The organism is Pseudomonas sp. N2-3-1-14 (assembly GCF_041228395.1).
Lineage (GTDB): Bacteria > Pseudomonadota > Gammaproteobacteria > Pseudomonadales > Pseudomonadaceae > Aquipseudomonas.
On record NZ_CP166199.1, the window covers coordinates 3,419,385 to 3,440,167 of the forward strand.

At 62.0% G+C, this 20,783-nt stretch carries 18 protein-coding genes and 3 pseudogenes; 12 read left to right on the top strand and 9 right to left on the bottom strand.

Annotated elements, in window-relative coordinates; genetic code table 11:
- Positions 1–56: 56 nt before the first annotated feature.
- Both proP and AB5I78_RS15775 read left to right on the top strand, forming a co-directional pair.
- Entirely contained in the window at positions 57–1,559 is a 1,503-nt protein-coding gene (proP, locus tag AB5I78_RS15770; protein ID WP_242198223.1) for a glycine betaine/L-proline transporter ProP, read from the top strand.
- 52 nt (positions 1,560–1,611) lie between these two features.
- Positions 1,612–2,118 carry a GAF domain-containing protein gene (locus AB5I78_RS15775; RefSeq protein WP_369303115.1) on the top strand — a complete coding sequence of 169 codons (507 nt, stop codon included), beginning with the start codon at positions 1,612–1,614 and terminating at the stop codon, positions 2,116–2,118.
- Here the strand turns inward: AB5I78_RS15775 and AB5I78_RS15780 are convergent.
- Together AB5I78_RS15780 and AB5I78_RS15785 are read right to left on the bottom strand one after the other, a co-directional pair.
- Positions 2,093–2,227: pseudogene (locus AB5I78_RS15780) on the bottom strand (AraC family transcriptional regulator); the annotation flags it as partial. The gene AB5I78_RS15775 and the pseudogene AB5I78_RS15780 sit on opposite strands and share 26 nt — an antisense overlap.
- A 108-nt stretch (positions 2,228–2,335) precedes the next feature.
- Positions 2,336–3,157 carry a helix-turn-helix domain-containing protein gene (locus tag AB5I78_RS15785; protein ID WP_145161142.1) on the bottom strand — a complete coding sequence of 274 codons (822 nt, stop codon included), beginning with the start codon at positions 3,155–3,157 and terminating at the stop codon, positions 2,336–2,338.
- 97 nt (positions 3,158–3,254) lie between these two features.
- Here AB5I78_RS15785 and AB5I78_RS15790 point away from each other — a divergent pair, with 97 nt between their 5' ends.
- Positions 3,255–4,466 carry an MFS transporter gene (locus tag AB5I78_RS15790; RefSeq protein WP_262210989.1) on the top strand — a complete coding sequence of 404 codons (1,212 nt, stop codon included), beginning with the start codon at positions 3,255–3,257 and terminating at the stop codon, positions 4,464–4,466.
- A 111-nt stretch (positions 4,467–4,577) separates the two neighbouring features.
- Positions 4,578–5,744 (top strand): GGDEF domain-containing protein, encoded by a 1,167-nt coding sequence (locus tag AB5I78_RS15795; RefSeq protein ID WP_369303116.1) that lies wholly within the window; start codon positions 4,578–4,580, stop codon positions 5,742–5,744.
- 45 nt (positions 5,745–5,789) lie between these two features.
- On the opposite strand, the gene AB5I78_RS15800 is transcribed toward AB5I78_RS15795, so the two are convergent.
- Entirely contained in the window at positions 5,790–6,107 is a 318-nt protein-coding gene (locus tag AB5I78_RS15800) for a DUF2834 domain-containing protein (protein WP_369303117.1), read from the bottom strand.
- Between the two features lie 83 nt (positions 6,108–6,190).
- On the opposite strand from AB5I78_RS15800, the gene AB5I78_RS15805 reads away from it, so the two are divergent.
- Entirely contained in the window at positions 6,191–6,979 is a 789-nt protein-coding gene (locus AB5I78_RS15805) for a helix-turn-helix domain-containing protein (RefSeq protein ID WP_369303118.1), read from the top strand.
- Positions 6,980–7,034: 55 nt separating this feature from the next.
- A complete protein-coding gene (locus AB5I78_RS15810) occupies positions 7,035–8,744 on the top strand; it encodes an amidase (RefSeq protein ID WP_242198631.1) in 1,710 nt (569 codons plus the stop codon).
- A 318-nt stretch (positions 8,745–9,062) separates the two neighbouring features.
- Here AB5I78_RS15810 and AB5I78_RS15815 read toward each other — a convergent pair whose 3' ends face one another.
- From AB5I78_RS15815 to AB5I78_RS15825, 3 genes and pseudogenes are all read right to left on the bottom strand, one after another.
- A complete protein-coding gene (locus AB5I78_RS15815) occupies positions 9,063–9,800 on the bottom strand; it encodes a CPBP family intramembrane glutamic endopeptidase (RefSeq protein ID WP_369303119.1) in 738 nt (245 codons plus the stop codon).
- Positions 9,801–9,807: 7 nt separating this feature from the next.
- Positions 9,808–10,277 (bottom strand): annotated as a pseudogene (locus tag AB5I78_RS15820) (RidA family protein).
- Between the two features lie 5 nt (positions 10,278–10,282).
- Positions 10,283–10,490, bottom strand: a pseudogene (locus AB5I78_RS15825) (DUF6434 domain-containing protein).
- Positions 10,491–10,747: 257 nt separating this feature from the next.
- Here AB5I78_RS15825 and AB5I78_RS15830 point away from each other — a divergent pair.
- Positions 10,748–11,179 (top strand): nuclear transport factor 2 family protein, encoded by a 432-nt coding sequence (locus tag AB5I78_RS15830; RefSeq protein ID WP_106578990.1) that lies wholly within the window; start codon positions 10,748–10,750, stop codon positions 11,177–11,179.
- A 29-nt stretch (positions 11,180–11,208) separates the two neighbouring features.
- On the opposite strand, the gene AB5I78_RS15835 is transcribed toward AB5I78_RS15830, so the two are convergent.
- Positions 11,209–12,534 carry a PLP-dependent aminotransferase family protein gene (locus AB5I78_RS15835; protein WP_369303121.1) on the bottom strand — a complete coding sequence of 442 codons (1,326 nt, stop codon included), beginning with the start codon at positions 12,532–12,534 and terminating at the stop codon, positions 11,209–11,211.
- Between the two features lie 89 nt (positions 12,535–12,623).
- Between AB5I78_RS15835 and AB5I78_RS15840 the strand changes: the two genes are divergently transcribed.
- Positions 12,624–13,514 carry a DMT family transporter gene (locus tag AB5I78_RS15840; RefSeq protein ID WP_369303122.1) on the top strand — a complete coding sequence of 297 codons (891 nt, stop codon included), beginning with the start codon at positions 12,624–12,626 and terminating at the stop codon, positions 13,512–13,514.
- Here the strand turns inward: AB5I78_RS15840 and AB5I78_RS15845 are convergent.
- Positions 13,511–14,077, bottom strand: coding sequence for a YceI family protein (locus tag AB5I78_RS15845; protein ID WP_369303123.1), 567 nt, complete (start codon positions 14,075–14,077; stop codon positions 13,511–13,513). The genes AB5I78_RS15840 and AB5I78_RS15845 overlap by 4 nt on opposite strands.
- Positions 14,078–14,198: 121 nt before the next feature.
- On the opposite strand from AB5I78_RS15845, the gene AB5I78_RS15850 reads away from it, so the two are divergent.
- A complete protein-coding gene (locus AB5I78_RS15850; RefSeq protein ID WP_369303124.1) occupies positions 14,199–14,693 on the top strand; it encodes a PaaI family thioesterase in 495 nt (164 codons plus the stop codon).
- A 44-nt stretch (positions 14,694–14,737) separates the two neighbouring features.
- Entirely contained in the window at positions 14,738–15,625 is an 888-nt protein-coding gene (gene yghX / locus AB5I78_RS15855; protein ID WP_369303125.1) for a YghX family hydrolase, read from the top strand.
- Positions 15,626–16,528: 903 nt separating this feature from the next.
- Here the strand turns inward: yghX and AB5I78_RS15860 are convergent.
- A complete protein-coding gene (locus AB5I78_RS15860; protein ID WP_145161167.1) occupies positions 16,529–17,713 on the bottom strand; it encodes a DUF2252 domain-containing protein in 1,185 nt (394 codons plus the stop codon).
- Between the two features lie 255 nt (positions 17,714–17,968).
- On the opposite strand from AB5I78_RS15860, the gene AB5I78_RS15865 reads away from it, so the two are divergent.
- Together AB5I78_RS15865 and AB5I78_RS15870 are read left to right on the top strand one after the other, a co-directional pair.
- The gene (locus tag AB5I78_RS15865; protein WP_369303126.1) at positions 17,969–19,228 is read left to right on the top strand and encodes an aspartate aminotransferase family protein; all 1,260 of its coding nucleotides are present in this window, start codon (positions 17,969–17,971) and stop codon (positions 19,226–19,228) included.
- A complete protein-coding gene (locus AB5I78_RS15870) occupies positions 19,225–20,727 on the top strand; it encodes an APC family permease (RefSeq protein ID WP_369303127.1) in 1,503 nt (500 codons plus the stop codon). Before AB5I78_RS15865 ends, AB5I78_RS15870 begins: the two co-directional genes overlap by 4 nt.
- The last annotated feature ends 56 nt before the right edge of the window (positions 20,728–20,783 follow it).

Here is a 20,783-nt window from a genome sequence, read left to right on the forward strand (position 1 = left end):
AGAGCGGTGCCATCGCAACGATGGCACCTCCCCTGTTCTGTTTTAGAGTGGCCCGCATGAAATTACGTAAGAAAAGCGTCAAACCCATCGGATTGAAAGACATCACCATCGTCGACGATGCCAAGGTGCGCAAGGCGATTACCGCCGCCGCCCTGGGTAACGCCATGGAGTGGTTCGACTTTGGTGTCTACGGTTTCGTCGCCTATGTGCTCGGCAAGGTGTTCTTCCCGGATGCCTCACCGAGCGTGCAAATGATTGCCGCCTTGGCCACCTTCTCGGTGCCCTTCCTGATTCGCCCGCTGGGTGGCCTGTTCTTCGGTGCGCTGGGCGACAAATACGGACGGCAGAAAGTCCTCGCCGCAACCATCGTCATCATGTCCTTGAGCACCTTTGCCATCGGCCTGATTCCCGGGTATGCCTCGATTGGCATCTGGGCACCGATCCTGCTGTTGCTGTGCAAAATGGCCCAAGGGTTCTCGGTAGGCGGTGAGTACACCGGCGCCTCGATCTTCGTCGCCGAGTACGCCCCGGACCGTAAACGCGGGTTCCTCGGCAGCTGGCTGGATTTTGGTTCGATTGCCGGTTTCGTGCTCGGCGCCGGTGTGGTGGTGCTGATTTCGACAATCCTCGGTGAGGCCGATTTCGAGGCGTGGGGCTGGCGTCTGCCGTTCTTCCTCGCCCTGCCTTTGGGCATCATCGGTTTGTACCTGCGTCACGCGCTGGAAGAAACCCCGGCGTTCCAGCAGCACATGGACAAACTTGAACAAGGCGACCGCCAGGGCCTGACCCACGGTCCCAAGGTGTCGTTCAAAGAGGTGGCTACCCAGCACTGGCGCAGCCTGCTGACCTGCATCGGTATCGTCGCGGCCACCAACGTGACGTACTACATGTTGCTCACCTATATGCCGAGCTACCTGTCGCACAACCTGCATTACAAAGAAAACAGCGGCGTGCTGATCATCATCGCGATCATGGTCGGCATGCTGTTCGTGCAGCCGTTCATCGGTTTTGTCAGCGACAAGATTGGCCGTAAACCCTTCATCATCGCCGGCAGCGTCGGGCTGCTGTTGCTGTCTATCCCGGCGTTTATGTTGATTACCAGCGGTAAAATCGGCCTGATTTTCGCCGGTCTGCTGATTCTGGCCGTGGTGCTGAACTTCTTTATCGGCGTGATGGCCTCGACGCTGCCGGCTATGTTCCCGACCCACATTCGCTATAGTGCGTTGGCCAGCGCGTTCAACGTCTCGGTACTGATCGCCGGCCTCACACCCACCGCGGTGGCCTGGCTGGTGGAAAGCACCAACGACCTGTACATGCCCGCTTACTACCTGATGGTGTTTGCGGTGGTTGGCCTGATTACCGGCCTGACCATGAAGGAAACCGCGAACAAGCCGTTGCGCGGCGCGGCGCCAGCAGCGTCCGATATGGAAGAAGCCAAGGAAATACTGCAAGAGCACCATGACAATATCGAGCAGAAGATCGAAGACATCGATGCCGAAATTGCCGCCCTGGAAGCCAAGCGCCAGAACCTGGTGCAACAGCATCCGCGAATCAACTGATACCTGACCATGCGTGGTGGCCCCCGCCGCCACGCCACTGGAGTGCCCAAGCATGGTTCCAAGCGTCACCGCAGCCCACTCGTTACTCAGCGCGGACGAACGCGCCGCCATCGCCGAAATCGAAGCCACTACCAGCATTCTGCAACTGGTAACCCGCCTGACCGGCATGCGCTTTGCCGGCATTGCCAAATTCACCGACCTGGAATGGGTGGTGTGCTCGGTCCATGACCCGCTGCACATGGGGATTCATGTCGACGACGTACTCGACCTGGAAACTACCTTGTGCAGTGAATTCTGCGTCGACCCGCAGGCACTGTTCATTCCGCAAATCAGCCAGAATGGCCGCTTCGCCACCCGCCCGGTGGTCAAGCAGTACGCCATCGAAAGTTACGCCGGTGCGCCGATCTTTCTGCCCGATGGCCGTCTGTTCGGCGCGCTGTGTGCACTGGACTCGCGGGCGATGCTGTTTGACGACCCCAACCTGCCGGAAACCCTGAGCCTGTTTGCGCGGCTGATTGGCTGTATTTTCTTCGCTAACCTGACAACAGCTGATCAGTAACCACGGCCCTGCCCCGCCGTGCCGCACTCTCGCGCTTTGACGGCACGCCAAACAATCGGCTGTACTTGCGACTGAACTGTGAAGGGCTTTCATAGCCCACAGCGCCCGCAGGCTGGTGGATTTGGCTTTCCAATGGGCAATCGACTCAGGTGCCACCCTGGGTATCTGGCTTACCTGGCCTCGCGGCGTGCCACAGCGACCTAAATGCCCCCCAGCGCTACCTGAAAAACTGACTCGGGGTTTTGCCAAACTGTTTCTTGAACATGCTGGTGAACGCGCTTGGGCTTTCATAGCCCAGTTCGATGGCCACATCGATGATCTTCTCCCCCACCGCAATGCGCTCCAGCGCCAGCAGCAACCGCGCCTGCTGGCGCCATTGGCCGAAGGTCAGGCCGGTTTCCTTGCGGAACAGGCGCTGGATGGTTTTCTGGTCCAGGTCCAGGCGATCACTCCAATCGGCGACCGTCGAGGCATCACCCGGTTCCTGCTGCAGCGCCTGGCAGATACGGTTGATGCGCAGGTCGGCCGGCTGGGGCAGTGACAGCGGCAAGGCCGGCAGGATCGCGAGTTCGTCGAGGATCAGGTGCATGATCCTCGCCTCGCGCGAGTCCTCGGCGTACGGCGGCTTCAAACTCACCGAGGCTTTGATCAGCTCGCTCAGCAACGGCGACACACTGACGGTCTTGGGCTCGCTCGGCAGGTTGGGGAAACAGTCCGGGCGCACAAACACGCTGCGCATCTTCAACGTGCCCACGCAACGCAGCGAATGCACTTGCCCGCTGGGCATCCAGAACCCGCGATTGGGCGGCACCGTCCATTGGTTCAACGCCGAATACACCACCATCACGCCTTCGACGGCGTACAACAGTTGATGCTTTTCGTGACTGTGGTCGGGGATCACCCAGTTTTCGGGGTAATCGGTCGCAGAACTGATGACAGCCCAGTCGCCCTCGTCGATCTCCCGCAGAAATACATCCAGTGGTTTGATGATTTCGCCCTTTTTGCGATGGTTGGCGCCCGAATTACGCGAGACAGGCATTTTCAGCGAATCTAGCATAAACGCCGCAACATTTAGAAACGGGCAGCGCGCTAAAGTACGCACTGCCCCTGTTCGCTGCCTTGTATGGAATGCCTGCATGTCGAGCCTGACCGCGCCACCCGCCACTGCAACCGCTACGCCGCAAATAAGCCCCTTGGTCATGCGTGTCCTGGGCGCCTGTGCCCTGGCGCACATGATCAACGACCTGATCCAGGCCGTGCTGCCGTCGATCTACCCGATGCTCAAGGCCAACTACGGGCTGAGCTTTACCCAGGTCGGCCTGATCACCCTCACCTTCCAGTTGACCGCGTCCTTGCTGCAACCCTGGATCGGCTACCACACCGACCGCCATCCCAAGCCCTGGCTGCTGCCGGCGGGCATGGTGTGCACGCTGATCGGCATCCTGATGCTGGCGTTTGTCGGCACCTTCCCGTTGATCCTGTTGGCGGCGGCGCTGGTCGGGGTCGGGTCGTCGACCTTCCACCCGGAAACCTCACGCGTGGCACGCCTGGCCTCGGGCGGGCGCTATGGCCTGGCACAATCGACCTTCCAGGTCGGCGGCAACACCGGCAGCGCGTTTGGCCCGTTGCTGGCGGCGGCGATCATCATTCCCTACGGCCAAACCCATATCGCCTGGTTCGGGCTGTTCGCCGTGTTCGCGATCATGGTGCTGTATGGCTTGAGCCGCTGGTACCGCCACCACCTCAACCTGTTCAAGCTCAAGCAAGGCGGCAAGGCCACCCACGGTTTGTCCAAGGGACGCGTGACGTTTGCCCTGGTGGTACTGGCGCTGCTGGTGTTCTCCAAATACTTCTACATGACCAGCCTGACCAGCTACTTCACCTTTTACCTGATCGAGAAATTCCACCTGTCGGTGGCCAGCTCGCAGATGTACCTGTTCCTGTTCCTCGGCGCGGTGGCCGTCGGCACCTTTGCCGGTGGCCCGATCGGCGACAAGATCGGCCGCAAGAAAGTCATCTGGTTCTCGATCCTCGGCGCCGCGCCCTTCACCCTGGCCCTGCCCTACGTCGACCTGTTCTGGACGGCCGTGCTCAGCGTGGTGATCGGTTTCATCATCGCCTCGGCCTTCTCGGCCATCGTGGTCTTCGCCCAGGAACTGGTGCCCGGCAACGTCGGGATGATCGCCGGGATCTTCTTCGGCCTGATGTTCGGCTTCAGCGGGATTGGCGCCGCGCTGCTGGGCTTGCTCGCCGACAACCATGGCATTGAGTACGTCTACAAAATCTGTTCGTTCCTGCCACTGGCGGGCATCCTGACGATCTTGCTGCCTTCAACCAAAGGCGTCTGACCGGCCAATCATCGGCTGGCCGTATGCTATTACACGGAGTGCTCTGAAAAACCTGCGTGTGCGCTTACAATCCGGATATTCAAGCGCACACCCAGGCAGACCCGGCACGACATGACGCTCGACCCTCCTACGATTCTGATATTGACCATCGCGCTGGCCGCCGCTGCTGCCCTGTATCTGGCGGTGGAATGGCGCAGCGTGCGCGAGCCGTCGCTGCTGTTCTGGGCGGCAGGTTTCGCGATCATCAGCGTCGGCTCCACCCTGGCCCTGCTGCGCAGCAGCGGCCTGTTGATGATCGGTATCTGGTTTGCCAACGGCTTGCTGGTGAGCGCGCACTGGCTGTTTTTACTCGGCGTGGCCCGCTTTACCCACGTGCGCCTGTCGCGCGCGTGGCTGCTGATGCTGGTCGCCTGGCTCGGCATGCTGATGTTGCCCGGCGACCAGGCGTGGTCCAAAGCCATGCTGATGGTCAACTCATTGCTGGTCGCGTTGCCGACCTTGCGCGCCAGTTTCCTGCTGCGCCCCCACGGTAAATCCCTGAGCATCGGCGCGGTGCAATTGCGCTATGTATTGCTGCTTCACGGCGCGTTTTATGTGGCCAAGGCGCTGTCGGTAATCATCCCCGGCACGCTGATCGATCTTGCCGCGTTCAAGGGCGAAATCATCCAGGTTTCGTTGGTGGAGGGCGCAATGGCGATCATGTTGATCGCGTTGTCGATGACCGGCTCCGAGCGCTATCGGCGTGAACAGCAGATTGCCCGGCTGGCGGCCCGCGACCCGCTGACGGCGCTGTACAACCGCCGCGCCCTGGATGTGCGTGCGCCGCAGCTGTTTGCCCAGGTATCGCCGCAACAGCCGGGCGCTTTGCTGTTGATCGATATCGACAACTTCAAACTGGTCAACGACCTCTACGGGCATACCGCCGGCGACCGTTTGCTGATTGCCCTGAGCGAGATGATCCGCACGGTGGTGCCTGAAGGCGCGCTGGCGGCTCGCCTGGGCGGGGATGAGTTCGTGATCCTGTTGACCAAGGCCTCGACCGCCCAGATTGTCGAGCTGGGCAGCCGCTTGCGTGAGCAGTTCCGCCAGTTGGCCGCACACACCTTCACCACCCCGGCACCGGTCACCCTGAGCATCGGCGCCAACCTGTTCGACCAGCCACCGCCGAGCCTGACGGCGCTGATCGAACAAGGCGACACCACGCTCTATGAAAGCAAACGCGGCGGGCGTGACAGCATTCGGCTGGTGGACCGAACGGGAACCGGTTCGTACGGTTAATGGCTTGTTGTGGCGAGCGGGCTCGCCACATCAAACCCGCTCGCCTCAGGTTTGGTGGTGACGGTGTGCAAACCCATTCACGACGATGTAAAGCAACGGCCCCACCGACACAAACACCGCCGTCAGCAAAAAATACGGCACCAGCGAAGCCACCGAGCGCCCTCGCCCGCGCGCATCCCGATACATCCACGCACACGCAAGCAGGGCCATCAGGTACAGGTCAATCACTACCTGCGCGGTGTCCGGCCGCGACATCAATTCCCGCCCAAATGCCAACAGTGATTGCTCGGCCGTGAGCATCGTAGCCAAGGTGTACAACGAAAAACCCAGCAAACCGGCCAGGGCGAAATAAGGTCTGCGCATGGTGCCTTCCTTGAAAGGATCGAGGCTCAACATAGTGATAAGGTTGCGCCTCTCGCAATGACCTCGGAGGTCATGATCAGGCCATGGACACCCCTTTAACTGCCGGCCAGCACCTGCGCCAACTGCGTCGACAGGCCAAGCTCAGCCGGCTGGACCTGGCCTTGATCACGGGCGTTTCCCAGCGCCACCTCAGTTGCATCGAAACCGGCCGCGCCAAACCAGGCCCGGGTACTTTGCATACTCTGCTGACGGCGCTGGAGGCCCCGCTGGAGCAGTGCAACCAGGTGTTCCTCGCCGCCGGCTACGCGCCGCGTTACACCGCCACCCCACTCGCCGCACCCGCCATGGCTGCCGTTCGTGAAGCCGTCAGCCATGTGCTGCACGCCAACAACCCCGCTCCGGCGATTCTGCTGGGCAGCGAGTGGCAAGTGCTCGCCGCCAACGCCAGCACCGGCCTGTTGTTTGAGCTGGTCGGGATTGAGCCGAATGCCGCCGATGGGCTGAACCTGCTGACCACGCTGTTGCAAACCGGCGGCCTGGGCGATCACCTGATCAACGCCGAAGAAATCCGCACCGTCGCCTGGCAACGCGCAACCCGCGAAGCGCTGGGTAATCCCGCATTGGCGGGGTTACTGGCCCGTTTGCCGGTGCCGAGCAGCACCGAGTTGCCCAATGAAATGCCGCCGCTGGTGTTCACGCGCATCCGCTCACATCGCGGTGAACTGAATTTCCTGTCCACCTTCACCACCTTCGGCATGCCCCAGGACATCACCCTCACGTCACTGCGCATCGAACATCTGATTCCTGCTGACGCGCCCACGTGGCAAGTGATGCGCGCCGCTTACGCGGAGTATGCGGCGCTGGTTTTGTGAAATATCTGTACGTAGACTGCCGCCATACCTCCCACCTGAAGGCGGCGAAAAAAACCTGATGCAAGTTACCGAAGTCTCCATTGCCCAATTGCGCGCTGCGCTTGAAAGCGGCCAGACCACTGCCGTTGAACTGGTTAAGGCTTACCTGGCACGCATCGAGGCCTATGACGGCCCGCAGACCGCGACCCAGTTGAACGCCGTGGTGGTGCGCAACCCCCAAGCGCTTGAAGAAGCCCAGGCCGCCGATGCGCGTCGGGCCAAGGGCGAAACCTTGGGGCCATTGGACGGCATTCCCTACACCGCCAAGGACAGCTACCTGGTCAAAGGCCTGACGGCAGCCTCCGGCAGCCCGGCCTTCGCCGCGCTGGTGGCGCAGCGCGACGCCTTCACCATCGAGCGCCTGCGTGCCGGCGGCGCTATCTGCCTGGGCAAGACCAACATGCCGCCGATGGCCAATGGCGGGATGCAACGCGGCGTTTATGGCCGTGCAGAAAGCCCGTACAACGCTGACTACCTGACGGCGCCGTTTGCCTCCGGCTCGTCCAACGGCGCGGGCACCGCAACGGCAGCCAGCTTCGCCGCCTTCGGGTTGGCCGAGGAAACCTGGTCGAGCGGGCGCGGCCCGGCGTCCAACAATGGCTTGTGTGCCTACACGCCGTCGCGCGGGATTATTTCCGTACGCGGCAACTGGCCGCTGACGCCGACCATGGACGTGGTGGTGCCGTACGCACGCACCATGGCCGACCTGCTCGAAGTGCTCGACGTCGTGGTCGCCGAAGACACCGACACGCGCGGCGACCTCTGGCGCCTGCAACCGTGGGTGCCGATTCCGAGCGTGGCGTCGGTGCGCCCGGCCTCTTACGCTGACCTGGCTGTGGGCAGCGAATCCCTGGCCGGCAAGCGTTTCGGCGTGCCGCGCATGTACATCAATGCCGACCCCGAGGCCGGCACCAGCGAGAAACCCGGGATCGGCGGGCCGACCGGGCAAAAGATCAACACCCGCGCCAGCGTGATCGACCTATGGCACGCCGCGCGCCAGGCGTTGGAAGCGGCTGGCGCCGAAGTGATTGAAGTCGACTTCCCACTGGTCTCCAACTGTGAAGGCGACCGCCCTGGCGCGCCGACGGTGTTTACCCGTGGCTTGGTTTCCAAGGAATTTTTGCACGACGAATTGTGGGAGCTGTCGGCCTGGGCGTTCGATGATTTCCTGCGCGCCAACGATGACCCGGCGCTTAACCGCCTGGCGGATGTCGACGGGCCGAAAATCTTCCCGCACGACCCTGGCACCCTGCCCAACCGTGAAGACGATTTGGCCGCCGGCATGGACGAGTACGTGCGCATGGCCGAGCGCGGCATCACACCGTGGAACGAAATCAGCACGGTGCCGGACGGCCTGCGCGGGCTGGAACAGACCCGGCGCATCGACCTGGAAGACTGGATGGACGCACGGGGCCTGGACGCGGTGTTGTTCCCGACCGTGGCCGATGTCGGCCCGGCCGATGCCGACGTAAACGAAGCCTCGGCGGATATCGCCTGGAGCAACGGCGTCTGGGTGGCTAACGGCAACCTCGCGATCCGCCACCTGGGCGTGCCGACCGTCACCGTGCCGATGGGCGTGATGGCGGACATCGGCATGCCAGTGGGGTTGACCTTCGCCGGGCGTGCCTATGACGATTCGGCGCTGCTGCGCTTTGCTTCGGCGTATGAAGCCACCGGCAGCAAACGCCTGATCCCGCCGCGTACGCCGCCATTGGCAGCTGGCTAAACGGTCTAATTGTGGGAGCGGGCTTGCCTGCGATAGCGGTGGTTCAGCCTGCCCATTTGTCACTGACAGCCCGCCATCGCGGGCAAGCCCGCTCCCACAGTTCTGACTGCATTTCAGGCCGCGCCAATCAGCAGCTGGCTAAACACGGTCCAATTGTGGGAGCTGGCTTGCCTGCGATAGCGGTGGATCAGCCAGCCTATTTGTCACTGAGAGGCCGCCTTCGCGGGCAAGCCCGCTCCCACAGTTTTGACTGCATTTCAGGCCACGCCGGTCAGCAGCTGACTAAACACGCTCCCACAAGTTTTACTGTATTTCACATCAAGCCAGGTAGGGCACGGCAATCAGCAGGATGGCCGTGCCATGGGCCACGGTCGCTGGCAATACGCCGTAGCGCATGCGCACCAGTGCGCAGGCCAGCCCTTCGATCAGGGTGAACAGCAATACCGGCCAGCCCAGCTGGGTGACACTCAAGGCCAGGAACGCATGGCAGGCCGCAAAGGCTACGCCGCTGATCAATGCCGCGCGCAATGGCGTCACTTGCTGTTCGAGGTAGCCCTGCAAAAACCCGCGAAACAGCACCTCTTCCAACGCATTCGCGCCATAAGCCAGGACCACCATACCCGGCAGCCAGACCCAGTAGCCGTGAATCTCGAACGCCTCGATGCGCTGGTAAACCCGCAGCGGCACACCGAGCAAACAGCCCACCACAAGCCCCACGGCCAGGCCCAGCACAGGATTGCCGATGGTCCAGCGCATCAGCCGCCATAACTGCGGCGCCGTGCGTGCAAGCAACATGATCAGCAGCACTGACATCCCGCCCAGCGCCGCCAACACAAAGGCATTCGCGCTGAACGCAATCTGCACCTCGCTGCTGAGCGACCACATCCCCAGCGGCGTCATCGCGTCACGCATCAACACAAATGCCGTCAGCAGGATCAGGATGCGCATCGCCTGCATTGCCCTGGGCGTCAGCGCAAACCACAGCCCAAACAGCACCAGCCCCGGCGCCAGGTGAATGCCGTAGTTGATCAGTACGCCCATGCCTTGGCTGATCATGCCGGCTTCAACCGTGGGCGACGGCAATCATGTCGATCTCGACCGCTGCCGATTTCGGCAACTGCATCACCCCCACCGATGTGCGGGTGTGCGTGCCGGCGCTGCCGAGGATTTCATGCAGCAGGTCCGACGCACCGTTGGCCACCTCGCTTTGCTGATCAAAGTCTTCGGCGCTGCGCACGTACACGGTGATACGTGCGATGGCCTTGACTTGATCCAACGAGCCCAATGCCTGCTTGAGCAAGCCCAGGCAACGCAGCGCGCTGATGCCGGCGGCGATTTGCGCTTGAGCCAGGGTCAGGCTTTCGCCGACTTTGCCAGGCAGCACGATCGTGTCGCCAACCCGGGGATCTGGCCGCTGATGTACAGGTGGTGAGCATCGCGCACCAAGGGTGTGTAGTTGCCGCCGATTTTGAACTCATCCAGTTGATAGCCGAGACGCTGCTGAGCCGCCTGGTATTTTTCGTCTGCTGTCATGCTCGTCAAACCTCGTTGCGACGTTGCCACTCATCCACCACATCGCCCAGGGTCTTGGGGATGTCGCTGCGAATCCAGGCCATGAAAGGCGGTCGAACTTGAACCCCGGCCGCAGTGTTCAAGCATGAAACGGCGAACGTTCTGGGTATTTTTGTAGTGGGGGGTGACGGGGGTAGCGCGAGTAATGACGTCGCTGTGCCAGTTAAAATCCATTTTCCCTCGGGCGCTTATGGTGTGTCGGCAGTAGCATAGCGATGTGCTACTTGAGCAGGAAGCGGCAAGGCAAAACTCGCACCACCAGCTCTTGTGTTGGGATGTCGTACAAGACCTCGCTGCGTTCATAACGAGACGAAGACTAACCCTTTCAAGATATTTCGAAATTTCACTTTCCTTCCCCATCACAAATATTGCATGGTTGTACGACGACTTAAATCATCGTGCCCGCCCCCAACAACAATAAGGAAACACCCATGCAAAACGTCAAAGTGCTGATCGGTTTTCTGTGCCTGTTCACCGGCTACGTCGCAGCTGCGCCTGCCCCCGCCGAAAAGGATGTGGCCCAAGCGGTCGACCAACTGACCCAAGCCATGTTGCACCTGGACCTCAAGCAGCTTCATGCGCTGACCTCCGACAAACTCACCTACGGCCACTCCAGCGGCAAGGTGCAGAACAAAGCGCAATTCATTGCTGATCTGGAAACCCACACCAGCGCGTTCAAGACCCTCGAAATGCAGAACCAGACCATTACCCTCGACGGCGACACCGCCCTGGTGCGCAACCACTTTCACGCACTGGCGGTGAACAGCGGCGTAGACACGCCAACCGACATCGACAACTTCCAGGTCTGGCAGAAGCAAAAAGGCAAATGGCTGCTGATCGGGCGCCAGGCTTACAAATACTGATGGCTGGCGGTGAGCTGGCGCGCCTCAGCTCACCATTGCACCACCTCGCGAACCTTCACCAGCGCCTCGCGCAGCGCCGACATGCTCACCGAGCCCAACGCCAAACGCAGCGCGTGGGGCACGGTTGCCGAGACCGCAAACGGCTCGGCGGTCGACACCGAAATACCCTCGCGCTGCAAGGCCATGGCGATCTGATCGGCCCTGGCCTCTTCACCCAGCGGCAGCCACAGAAAATACGATGACGGGTGGCTGATGTAATGCACGCCCTTGAGCACGTGCGCCGCCAAGGCCTGTCGCGCGCTGGCATCCTGGCGCTTCTGCGCTTCCAGTTGGTCGACCGTGCCGTCCTCGATCCAGGCCACGGCCATCGCACTCATGACACCGGGCACGTTCCAGGTGGTGGCCATGATGGTGCGTTCCAGTTTCTTTACCCAGGCCGGGGGCGCGGCAATAAAGCCGACCCGCAACCCGGTCGCGACGCTCTTGGAAAACCCGCCGACGTACACCGTGCGCTCAGGCGCCAGGGTTGCCAATGGCGGCGGCGCTTCTGCTGCCAGAAACGCGTAGGCCGCGTCCTCGATGATCATCAGGTTGTGTCGTCGGGCAATGCCGACTAATTCCTCACGCTGTTCCAGGCTCATCACCCAACCCAACGGGTTATGCAAGGTCGGAATGCTGTACACCGCGCGCACCGGGCGTTTGCTGCACAGGCGTTGCAGGGCGTCCAGATCCGGGCCACTGGCAGTGACCGGGATCGCGACGATTTCCAGGTGCAGGGTTTCGGCCAGCACTTTAAAGCCTGAATACGTCAGGGCATCAACGGCAATCACATCCCCCGGTTTGAGCAATGCCATCATCGTCACCGCCAAGCCGTGCTGGGCACCGCTGACCACCAACACTTGCTCGGCCTCCACCACCAGCCCTCGGTTCAACAGGTGCCGCGCCACGGCCGCGCGCTCGTGCAGGCGGCCGGCATGGGGCTGGTAGCGCAGCAGCGCCTCCAGGTCGCCCGACAGCGCCAGTTGGCGCAACGCCGTGCGCAGCAAATCGGCCTGGCCCGGCAGCGACGGGTAGTTGAAATTGAGGTCGAGCATGCCCGTCGCCACCGTCATCTGCCCACTGCCCTGCCCCGGCGGCAACGAGATCTCGCGCACGAAAGTGCCGCGCCCGGTTTCGCCACTGACCAGGCCCATCGCCTCAAGCTCGCTGTATACCCGGCTGGCCGTGACCAGCGCCAAGCCATGGTCGGCGGCCAATTGCCGGTGGGTGGGCAGACGCGTGCCGGGTGGCAGCGCACCGCTGCGGATATCCGCGGCAAAAGCATCGACCAACGACTTGTAGCGAGCACGTGGCATAGGTGATGTATCCATGACAATTTTTTGATTGTCTTAATCTTCGATCCTAGGATGGCCGAACGCAACCTAACTTTTTCAGGCACGCCCTCATGGAACGCACCCTTCGCCTCAACAGCCTCGAAAGCAGTACTCAAGGTTGGATCAACGGTTTTATTGGCGTGCTCATTTTCAGCGGCTCACTGCCGGCCACGCGCCTGGCGGTGATGGAGTTCGACCCGGTATTTCTGACCATGATCCGCGCCACCCTCGCCGCCGCGCTGGGGCTGTGCCTGCTCGGTGTGTTCAAGGAGAAACGCCCCGCGCGCGCGCAGTGGATGCCGCTGGCAGTCGTCGCGCTCGGTGTGGTGATTGGCTTCCCGCTGCTGACGGCGTTGGCGTTGCAATACGTGACCTCGGCGCACTCCATTGTCTTCATCGGCCTGCTGCCGCTGGCCACCGCGGTATTCGGCGTGCTGCGTGGTGGCGAGCGGCCGCGCCCGGTGTTCTGGCTGTTTTCGATGCTCGGCAGCCTGTTGGTGATGAGTTACGCCGTCGCCCAAGGCTTGAGCGCCGCGCCCGTGGGTGACGTGCTGATGCTGTTAGCGGTGCTGGCATGCGGTTTGGGCTATGCCGAGGGCGCCAAATTGTCGCGCACCTTGGGCGGGTGGCAGGTGATCTGCTGGGCGCTGGTGGTGTCGCTGCCGGTGGTGGCGCCGCTGAGTCTGATCCTCGCCCCCGCGACCTTGAGCGGCATCAGCCTGCCGGCCTGGCTGAGCCTGGGTTATGTGGCGTTGTTCAGCATGCTCATCGGCTTTGTGTTCTGGTACCGCGGCCTGGCCCAGGGGGGCATCGCCGCCGTCGGCCAGTTGCAGTTGCTGCAACCCTTCTTCGGCCTGGCGCTGGCAGCGGGCCTGCTGCATGAGCAGGTCAGCCTCGGCATGGTGCTGGTGACGGTTGCGGTGATCGGCTGCGTGGCCGGCGCGAAGCGCTTCGCGCGCTAACGCTGCGGCGCAACCATCTTGAACTTGATGGTGATGTCGTTGGACACCACGCTGTTGCCCGCCCACTCACCTTCGCCAATCTTGAAGTCGTCGCGCTTGAGCACGAACTCACCGTCGAACACGCCGATGCCGCTTTGCTCCTTGAGCAGCACAGTGATGTCCACCGGCCGCGTGGTGCCCTTGATCGTCAGGTTGCCGGTGATCGTGTAGCGGTTGTCGCCCAGCGCGGTGGCACCGCTGGATTCATACACGCCGACCGGATAGGCCGTGGTGTCGAACCACGCCGGTTGTTGCAACTGGGTATTGGCGTCCGGGCTGCCGGCGTCGATGCTGGCGAGCTGGATCTTGAGCAACGCATGCGCCGCCTCGGGCTTTTGCGTATCGAACGTCAGGGTGCCTTCAAAGTCGCTGAAGGTGCCATACACCCGCTGCCCGAACTGCTGGAAGGTAAAGCTGATCTGGCTGGCGGTGCGGTTGACGTCTTTGTATTCCGCGGCCTGCGCGCTGGAAAACCAACAGAAGACGAGGGCCAGCAAAAACACCTTGGACATTCGACGCTTCATGAAACGCTCCGCGAGAGAAAAGGACACACGTGCTGAGCTAACACGCCATGGCATGGATTTATTCCCATCGGACGCGCGTCCTGCTAAACAGAGTAGTCGCGAAAAACAATAAGGACTTTTCATGCCCACCCCTTCTCTGCAGGACACCACCGCCCCCGAAGGCATCTGCTACGGCTGTGGCGGCAGTAATCCGCATGGCCTGCACATCAAAAGCCGTTGGGACGCCGATGGCGTCCATGTCATCGCCGAGCATCAACCCGAGGCCAAATACAGCGGCTGGCCCGACCTGGTCTACGGCGGCCTGATCGCCATGCTGGTGGACTGCCATTCCAACTGGACGGCCATGGCTTATCACTACCGCGCCGAGCAACGCGCACCCGGCAGCTTGCCGCGCATCGATTGCGTCACCGGCAACCTCGGCATCAAATTCATCAAACCCACGCCCATGGGCGTCACGCTGAGCCTGCGCGCGCGGGTAGAGGGCGAGGTGGGACGCAAAAGCCGCGTGGTCTGCGAGGTGTACGCAGGTGACGTGCTCACTGCCATCGGTGACTCGGTGTTCGTGCGCGTCGATACCGGCCAACTGGCCGCTGCCGCGCATGGTCGCGCGGACTGATCCTGGTCTACATTGATTGCCACCGCTAATCGAGGAATGCACCGATGACTCGTCTCACCGCGAAAGACTTTGCCCCCGAACTGCTGGAACTCTACGACGGCTACGCCCACGGCAAGCTCAACCGCCGCGAATTTCTCGACCGCGCCGCGCTGTTTACCTTCGGCGGCCTCACCGCCTCTGCGCTGCTGGCGGCCTTGAGCCCCAACTATGCGCTGGCCGAACAGGTCAAGTTCACCGACCCGGAGATCATCGCCGACTACATCACCTACACCTCGCCCAAAGGCAACGGTACGGTGCGCGGCTACCTGGTACGCCCGGCCAAGCCCGGCGGCAAGGTGCCGGCCGTGGTGGTGGTTCACGAAAACCGTGGCCTGAACCCGTACATCGAAGACGTCGCCCGCCGCCTGGCCAAAGCCGGCTTCATCGCCCTGGCGCCCGACGGCCTCACTTCCATGGGCGGCTACCCGGGCAACGATGAAAAAGGCGTGGAACTGCAACAGAAAGTCGACCCCGAAAAACTCATGAACGACTTCTTCGCCGCCATCGAATGGCTGATGCACCACGACAACAGCACCGGCAAAGTCGGGATTACCGGCTTCTGCTATGGCGGCGGCGTGACCAATGCCGCGGCGGTGGCTTACCCCGAATTAGGCGCGGCGGTGTCGTTTTACGGCAAGCAGCCGGAGGCAAAAGATGTGCCGCGCATCAAGGCGCCGATCATGCTGCACTACGGCGAGCTGGATACGCGGATCAACGAAGGTTGGCCGGCTTATGAAAAGGCCTTGAAAGCGGCGGGCACGACGTACGAGGCGTACATCTACAAGGGCGCCAACCACGGGTTTCACAATGATTCAACGCCCAGGTATGACGAGGCGGCGGCGAATCTGGCGTGGGAAAGAACCCTCGGCTGGTTCCACAAATACCTGGCATGACCCCACTCTAAAATGTGGAAGCTGTCTTGCCGTGGCGAGCGGGCTTGCCCCGCGTTGGGGCGCGGAGCGGCCCTGAAACCTGACGACGCGATACATCTGGAAAACCGCGCTGACGCTTCTGGGGCTGCTGCGCAGCCCAACGCGGGGCAAGCCCGCTCGCCACAACAAGCCAGCTCTCAGCTTAGAAATAAGGGGCGGACCACGCTTAATCCAAAACCGTGGTCTGACCCCGATTTTCCTCGGCTGGTTCCACAAATACCTGGCCTGACCCCACTCTAAATGTGGGAGCTGTCTTGCCGTGGCGAGCGGGCTTGTCCCGCGTTGGGGCGCGGAGCGGCCCTAAAACCTGACGACTCAATCATTCTGGAGAGGCGCGGTGACTGTTCTGGGGCTGCTGCGCAGCCCAACGCGGGGCAAGCCCGCTCGCCACATCAAGCCAGCTCTCAGCTTAGAAATAAAGGGCGGACCACGCTTAATCCAAAACCGTGGTCTGATCCCGATTTTCCTCGGCTGGTTCCACAAATACCTGGCCTGACCCCACTCTAAATGTGGGAGCTGTCTTGCCGTGGCGAGCGGGCTTGCCCCGCGTTGGGGCGCGGAGCGGCCCTAAAACCTGACGACTCAATCATTCTGGAAAGGCACGGTGACTGTTCTGGGGCTGCTGCGCAGCCCAACGCGGGGCAAGCCCGCTCGCCACATCAAGCCAGCTCTCAGCTTAGAAATAAGGGGCGGACCACGCTTAATCCAAAACCGTGGTCTGACCCCGATTTTCAATTTTTACAGTAAAAAACTGTGGGAGCTGGCTTGCCTGCGATGACGGTCTTTCAGTAACCAATAGGCTGGCTGACCCACCGCTATCGCAGGCAAGCCAGCTCCCACATTGGCTCTTCGCTGATTTCCAGATCAATGCTCCAACGCATACCGCCGACAATGGTTGAGATAACCCTGCTCATGGCTCCCCACCAACTGCACCACGCTGGTCCATAACCACGACGGCGCATCCAGCTGTTTCGAGCGGTTTTCCTGCAGCACCGCCATCCACTGCTTGCGCGTGTCGCGGTCCATTTGCCGGGCATGGGCGATGCCGACCACGCGGGCCAGGTAGCCGGCGGCGTGCATGGCGTCGGTTTCGCTGAGCTCATCCAGCTCCAGCTTCATGTCCTGGGGCAGCAGCTCGCGGATGAAGAATCCGTGATCCAAAAAGCGCGTCGCCAGCATGCGCTCCCCCAAGCCTGGTGACAGCTGGCGCGCGCCTTCCACCACCCGTCGCCCATTGTCGCGGGGCATCTTCGCGCGCGGTGTACGCGGTGCAGCGGCGCCGACGGCTTCCTTGATATCGATCAGGCAATATTCCTGATCATCCTTGTCGCCCACGCCCAGCAGTGCCGCATAGCGCAGCAAGCCGAGGGAACTGCAGCCCTTGACCCAATAGGCTGAGTCCAGCAGTTCAACCTTGGCGTCCTTGGGCCGGCCTTTGAGCGAGGTGACCAACTGGTGGATTTCATCCGAGGCGCACAGGGTTTGCAGGGCGCCTTTTTCTGCCCGCGACAATGCCCAGAAGTGCTTGCCCAGTGGAATCGTCGGCCGCACGTTTTCAATGCGTTCACGCGCCAGGTTTTTCCAGGTGCGCTCCACCGCGCTGCGCATGCCGGCCTTGACCTGGGATGGGCGTGGCGGCACTTCGTCGGGCTTGTCTTTGAAGGCTTGTTCGTAGCCGCCGATCATCTCTTCAAGCATGCGCGCGGTGGTCACTCCCGGCAGGTCCGAGCCGCGTGCGGCGGTGGCCAACGACAAGGCCAGGCGCACTAGATCGTGGGCCGGGTTGCCGATCACGGTCTGGTCAAGGTCGCGGATGTGCATGTCGATACGGCCCTTGATATCGCCGGTCGGGCCCAGGTTGCCGGCGTGGCAATCGCCGCAGATCCAGATCGCCGGGCCGTGCGGCAAGCGGCGGCCTGGCTGGCTGTGCAGCCATTCGTAAAACTGCACCGTGCTGCCGCGCACATAGGCGTGGGCGGAGCGCGCCATCTTCAAGTTGCGCAGTTGCGTGAGGTGGGGCATGCGGTCGGCGGGGCGCGGGGTTTTCATGGATGAACTCAGTACGGGGAGATGCGGTAGAGCGTAGCCCCACAAGGAATGTTTCATTATGTTTCAAAAAAATGGCAAAAAGCCTGTTTCAATTCATAAGCCACACCAAATAATCCGTCGCTAATCCGTCTTTCTAATCGCCCGCCCCTGCGCGCTAGCATCGGCCTTACTCGATGCAGCGAGTCACAACCCTAACTGCACACATCCACAAACACTGCCGCCCTAAAAAAAGAGATAAAGCAGATGAATGACGTGATGAACACTGCACTCCAGGCGCCCACCAAGATCAACCTGGTCAAGGCCCGTGGCTCGCTGGTGTGGGACGACCAAGGCAAGGAATACATCGACTGCACCGCCCAGGCATGGTCGAACAACCTGGGGGCCAACGACCCGCGCGTGGTGGAGGCGGCGATTGCGCAACTGCGCGACATGACCCACATCCGCCCCAACTTCGGTTCCCCCGCCCACACCCGGCTGGTGGCGAAGCTACGCGAAGTCTCGCCGGCCTCGCTCAACCAGATGGGTTTTGCCCTGCATGGCAGCCTCGCCGGTGAAATGGCGATGAAACTGGCGTTCAAAAACCGTCCCGGCGCGCAGAACCTGCTGGTGCTGCAAGACGGTTACCACGGCCGCTCCCTGGCCACCCTCGGCGCCAGCTGGCCGCACCCGAATAACCCATTCCTGGCGATTCAGCCGCGCTTTACCCGCGTGCCGCACCCGAACCCGTATCGCACCCGACTCGGGCTGGACCCGGAAACCGAGTCCCAGCTGTGCCTGGGTCTGCTTGAAGACACCATTCTCAAAGGCGTCGACGGCGGTGTGGCAGCAGTGATGATGGAGCCTATCCAGGGCAATGGCGGCCACATCGAGTTTCCGCGCTCGTACTACAAAGGCGTGCGCGAGATCTGTGATCGCCTCGGCGTGTTACTGATTTTTGATGAAGTGCAAACCGGTTTCGGGCGCATGGGCACGATGTGGGCGGCGGACTATTACGACGTACTGCCCGACATCATCGTGTTCGGCAAAGGCGTGGGCGGCGGCTTTCCGCTGGCCGGCATCCTGGCCGACGACACACTCAAGTGGTTTGACGAAGGTGAAGAAGCGCTGACCTTTGGCCACTTTCCCGTTTCGCTGGCCGCAGGTTATGCCGCCGTCGAAGCCATCGTCGCCGACGGTCTGTGCGACAAGGCGCGCGACTCGGGCGAATACATCACCGCACGGCTCAATGAGATGCAAACCCGTCACCCGCTGATCGGCGACGTGCGCTGCCCGGGCCTGATGGCCTCCATTGAGCTGGTCAAGGACCGCGCCACCAAAGAGCCCGCATGCCGTGAATCCCAAGAGGTCTATCGCCTTGGGCTGGAGCGCGGCGTATTGTTCGGCGAGAGCCGTTACGCGGGCCTGGGCAACCTGATCAAGGTCAAGCCGCCGCTGGACATCGAGCGCCCACTGCTGGCCAAGGCCCTCGACGTGCTGGATGAAGTGATCGGCATCATCGAGGAGCAACGGCCATGAGCACAATTGTCGAAAGCCCCGTCACCGACCCACCGAATAGCCAAGCCACGCTGTCCAGCGACGACGCCGACCTGGCGAGCCTTGGCTACGAGCAAAAGATGCACCGCACCATGAGTGCCTTCACCTCGTTTGCCCTGGCCTTCTCCATGGTCTCGATCAACACCGGCGTGGTCACGCTGTTTGCCGACCCGTTCAACCGCGTCGGCGGCATCGGCATCCTGCTATGGCTGCTGGTAATCCCGCTGGTGTGCTGCATCGTGATGGTCTACTGCCATTTGGCCGGGCGTATCCCGCTTACCGGTTACGCCTATCAGTGGTCGAGCCGCCTGGCCGGCAATCACTTCGGCTGGTTCACTGGCTGGGTAGCGTTCACCTCGTTTGTCGCCGGCACGGCGGCCACTTCGGCCGCCATCGGCACGGTGTTCGCCCCCGAGATTTGGGCCAACCCTACACAAGGCCAGATCCAGGGCCTGAGCATCGGCGCGACGCTGGTGGTGGGGCTGCTGAATATCTGCGGGATTCGCCTGGCTACGCGGATCAACGACATCGGCGCGATCATCGAAATCATCGGCACGGTGCTGCTGGCGATTGCCTTGTTCTTTGGCGTGTTTTTCTTCTTCGAACACACCCAAGGCGTGGCGATCCTGACCTCGGCGAAGCCCGTGAGTGGCGGCGACATCAGCTTCACCACCCTCGCCCTCGCCACCTTGTTGCCAGTGTCGGTGCTGCTGGGTTGGGAAGGCGCTGCTGACCTGTCCGAAGAAACCAAAGACCCGCGCCGCGCCGCACCCCGGGCGATGATTCGCGCGGTGCTGGTGTCCAGCGTGCTGGGTTTCGTGGTGTTTGCGCTGCTGAGCATTGCGATACCGGGCTCGGTCAGCGAGCTGCTCAGCCACAGTGAAAACCCGGTGATCAATATCGTGCGCCTGCAACTGGGCGACGCGGCGGGCATCGGCATGATCGTGATTGCCTTCGCCTCGATCCTCGCGTGCCTGATCGCCAATATGGCAGTGGCCACGCGCATGACCTTCGCGCTGTCGCGGGACAATATGCTGCCGGGCTCCAAGGTGCTGGCGAAGATCAACCCGCACTTCGGCACGCCAGTGGCGGCCATCGTGCTGATCACCGCCATCGCCGTGCTGCTCAACCTGGCCAGCGGCGGGTTTGTCACGGCGATCTACTCGATGGTCGGCCTGACCTACTACTGCACCTACCTGCTGACCTTGATCGCTGCCTTCCTCGCCTACCGCAACGGCCGCATGCCCGGCGCCCCGGACGGTGTGTTCAGCCTGGGCCGCTGGCTGTTGCCGATGATCCTGCTGGGCGGCGCCTGGGCCATCGCGGTGATCCTCACCCTCAGCGTGCCTGAAGAAAGCCGCACCGGCGCGATCACCACCGGCGTTACACTGGGGGTCGGCGTGCTGTGGTGGCTGTTCTCACTGCGCAAGCGCCTCAACAACGGCAGCGCGGGGCCGAGCAGTCAGTTGCTCGATCACTAGCCACACACAAAACCCCGGCAACGGGGTTTTGCTTGTCACTCTCAAGGAGGTCTATC

Coding starts and splice junctions, on each gene's coding strand:
- proP (WP_242198223.1), top strand. CDS start 57: ATGAAATTACGTAAGAAAAGCGTCAAACCCATCGGATTGAAAGACATC.
- AB5I78_RS15775 (WP_369303115.1), top strand. CDS start 1,612: ATGGTTCCAAGCGTCACCGCAGCCCACTCGTTACTCAGCGCGGACGAA.
- AB5I78_RS15785 (WP_145161142.1), bottom strand. CDS start 3,157: ATGCCTGTCTCGCGTAATTCGGGCGCCAACCATCGCAAAAAGGGCGAA.
- AB5I78_RS15790 (WP_262210989.1), top strand. CDS start 3,255: ATGTCGAGCCTGACCGCGCCACCCGCCACTGCAACCGCTACGCCGCAA.
- AB5I78_RS15795 (WP_369303116.1), top strand. CDS start 4,578: ATGACGCTCGACCCTCCTACGATTCTGATATTGACCATCGCGCTGGCC.
- AB5I78_RS15800 (WP_369303117.1), bottom strand. CDS start 6,107: ATGCGCAGACCTTATTTCGCCCTGGCCGGTTTGCTGGGTTTTTCGTTG.
- AB5I78_RS15805 (WP_369303118.1), top strand. CDS start 6,191: ATGGACACCCCTTTAACTGCCGGCCAGCACCTGCGCCAACTGCGTCGA.
- AB5I78_RS15815 (WP_369303119.1), bottom strand. CDS start 9,800: ATGATCAGCCAAGGCATGGGCGTACTGATCAACTACGGCATTCACCTG.
- AB5I78_RS15830 (WP_106578990.1), top strand. CDS start 10,748: ATGCAAAACGTCAAAGTGCTGATCGGTTTTCTGTGCCTGTTCACCGGC.
- AB5I78_RS15835 (WP_369303121.1), bottom strand. CDS start 12,534: ATGCCACGTGCTCGCTACAAGTCGTTGGTCGATGCTTTTGCCGCGGAT.
- AB5I78_RS15840 (WP_369303122.1), top strand. CDS start 12,624: ATGGAACGCACCCTTCGCCTCAACAGCCTCGAAAGCAGTACTCAAGGT.
- AB5I78_RS15845 (WP_369303123.1), bottom strand. CDS start 14,077: ATGAAGCGTCGAATGTCCAAGGTGTTTTTGCTGGCCCTCGTCTTCTGT.
- AB5I78_RS15850 (WP_369303124.1), top strand. CDS start 14,199: ATGCCCACCCCTTCTCTGCAGGACACCACCGCCCCCGAAGGCATCTGC.
- yghX (WP_369303125.1), top strand. CDS start 14,738: ATGACTCGTCTCACCGCGAAAGACTTTGCCCCCGAACTGCTGGAACTC.
- AB5I78_RS15860 (WP_145161167.1), bottom strand. CDS start 17,713: ATGAAAACCCCGCGCCCCGCCGACCGCATGCCCCACCTCACGCAACTG.
- AB5I78_RS15865 (WP_369303126.1), top strand. CDS start 17,969: ATGAACACTGCACTCCAGGCGCCCACCAAGATCAACCTGGTCAAGGCC.
- AB5I78_RS15870 (WP_369303127.1), top strand. CDS start 19,225: ATGAGCACAATTGTCGAAAGCCCCGTCACCGACCCACCGAATAGCCAA.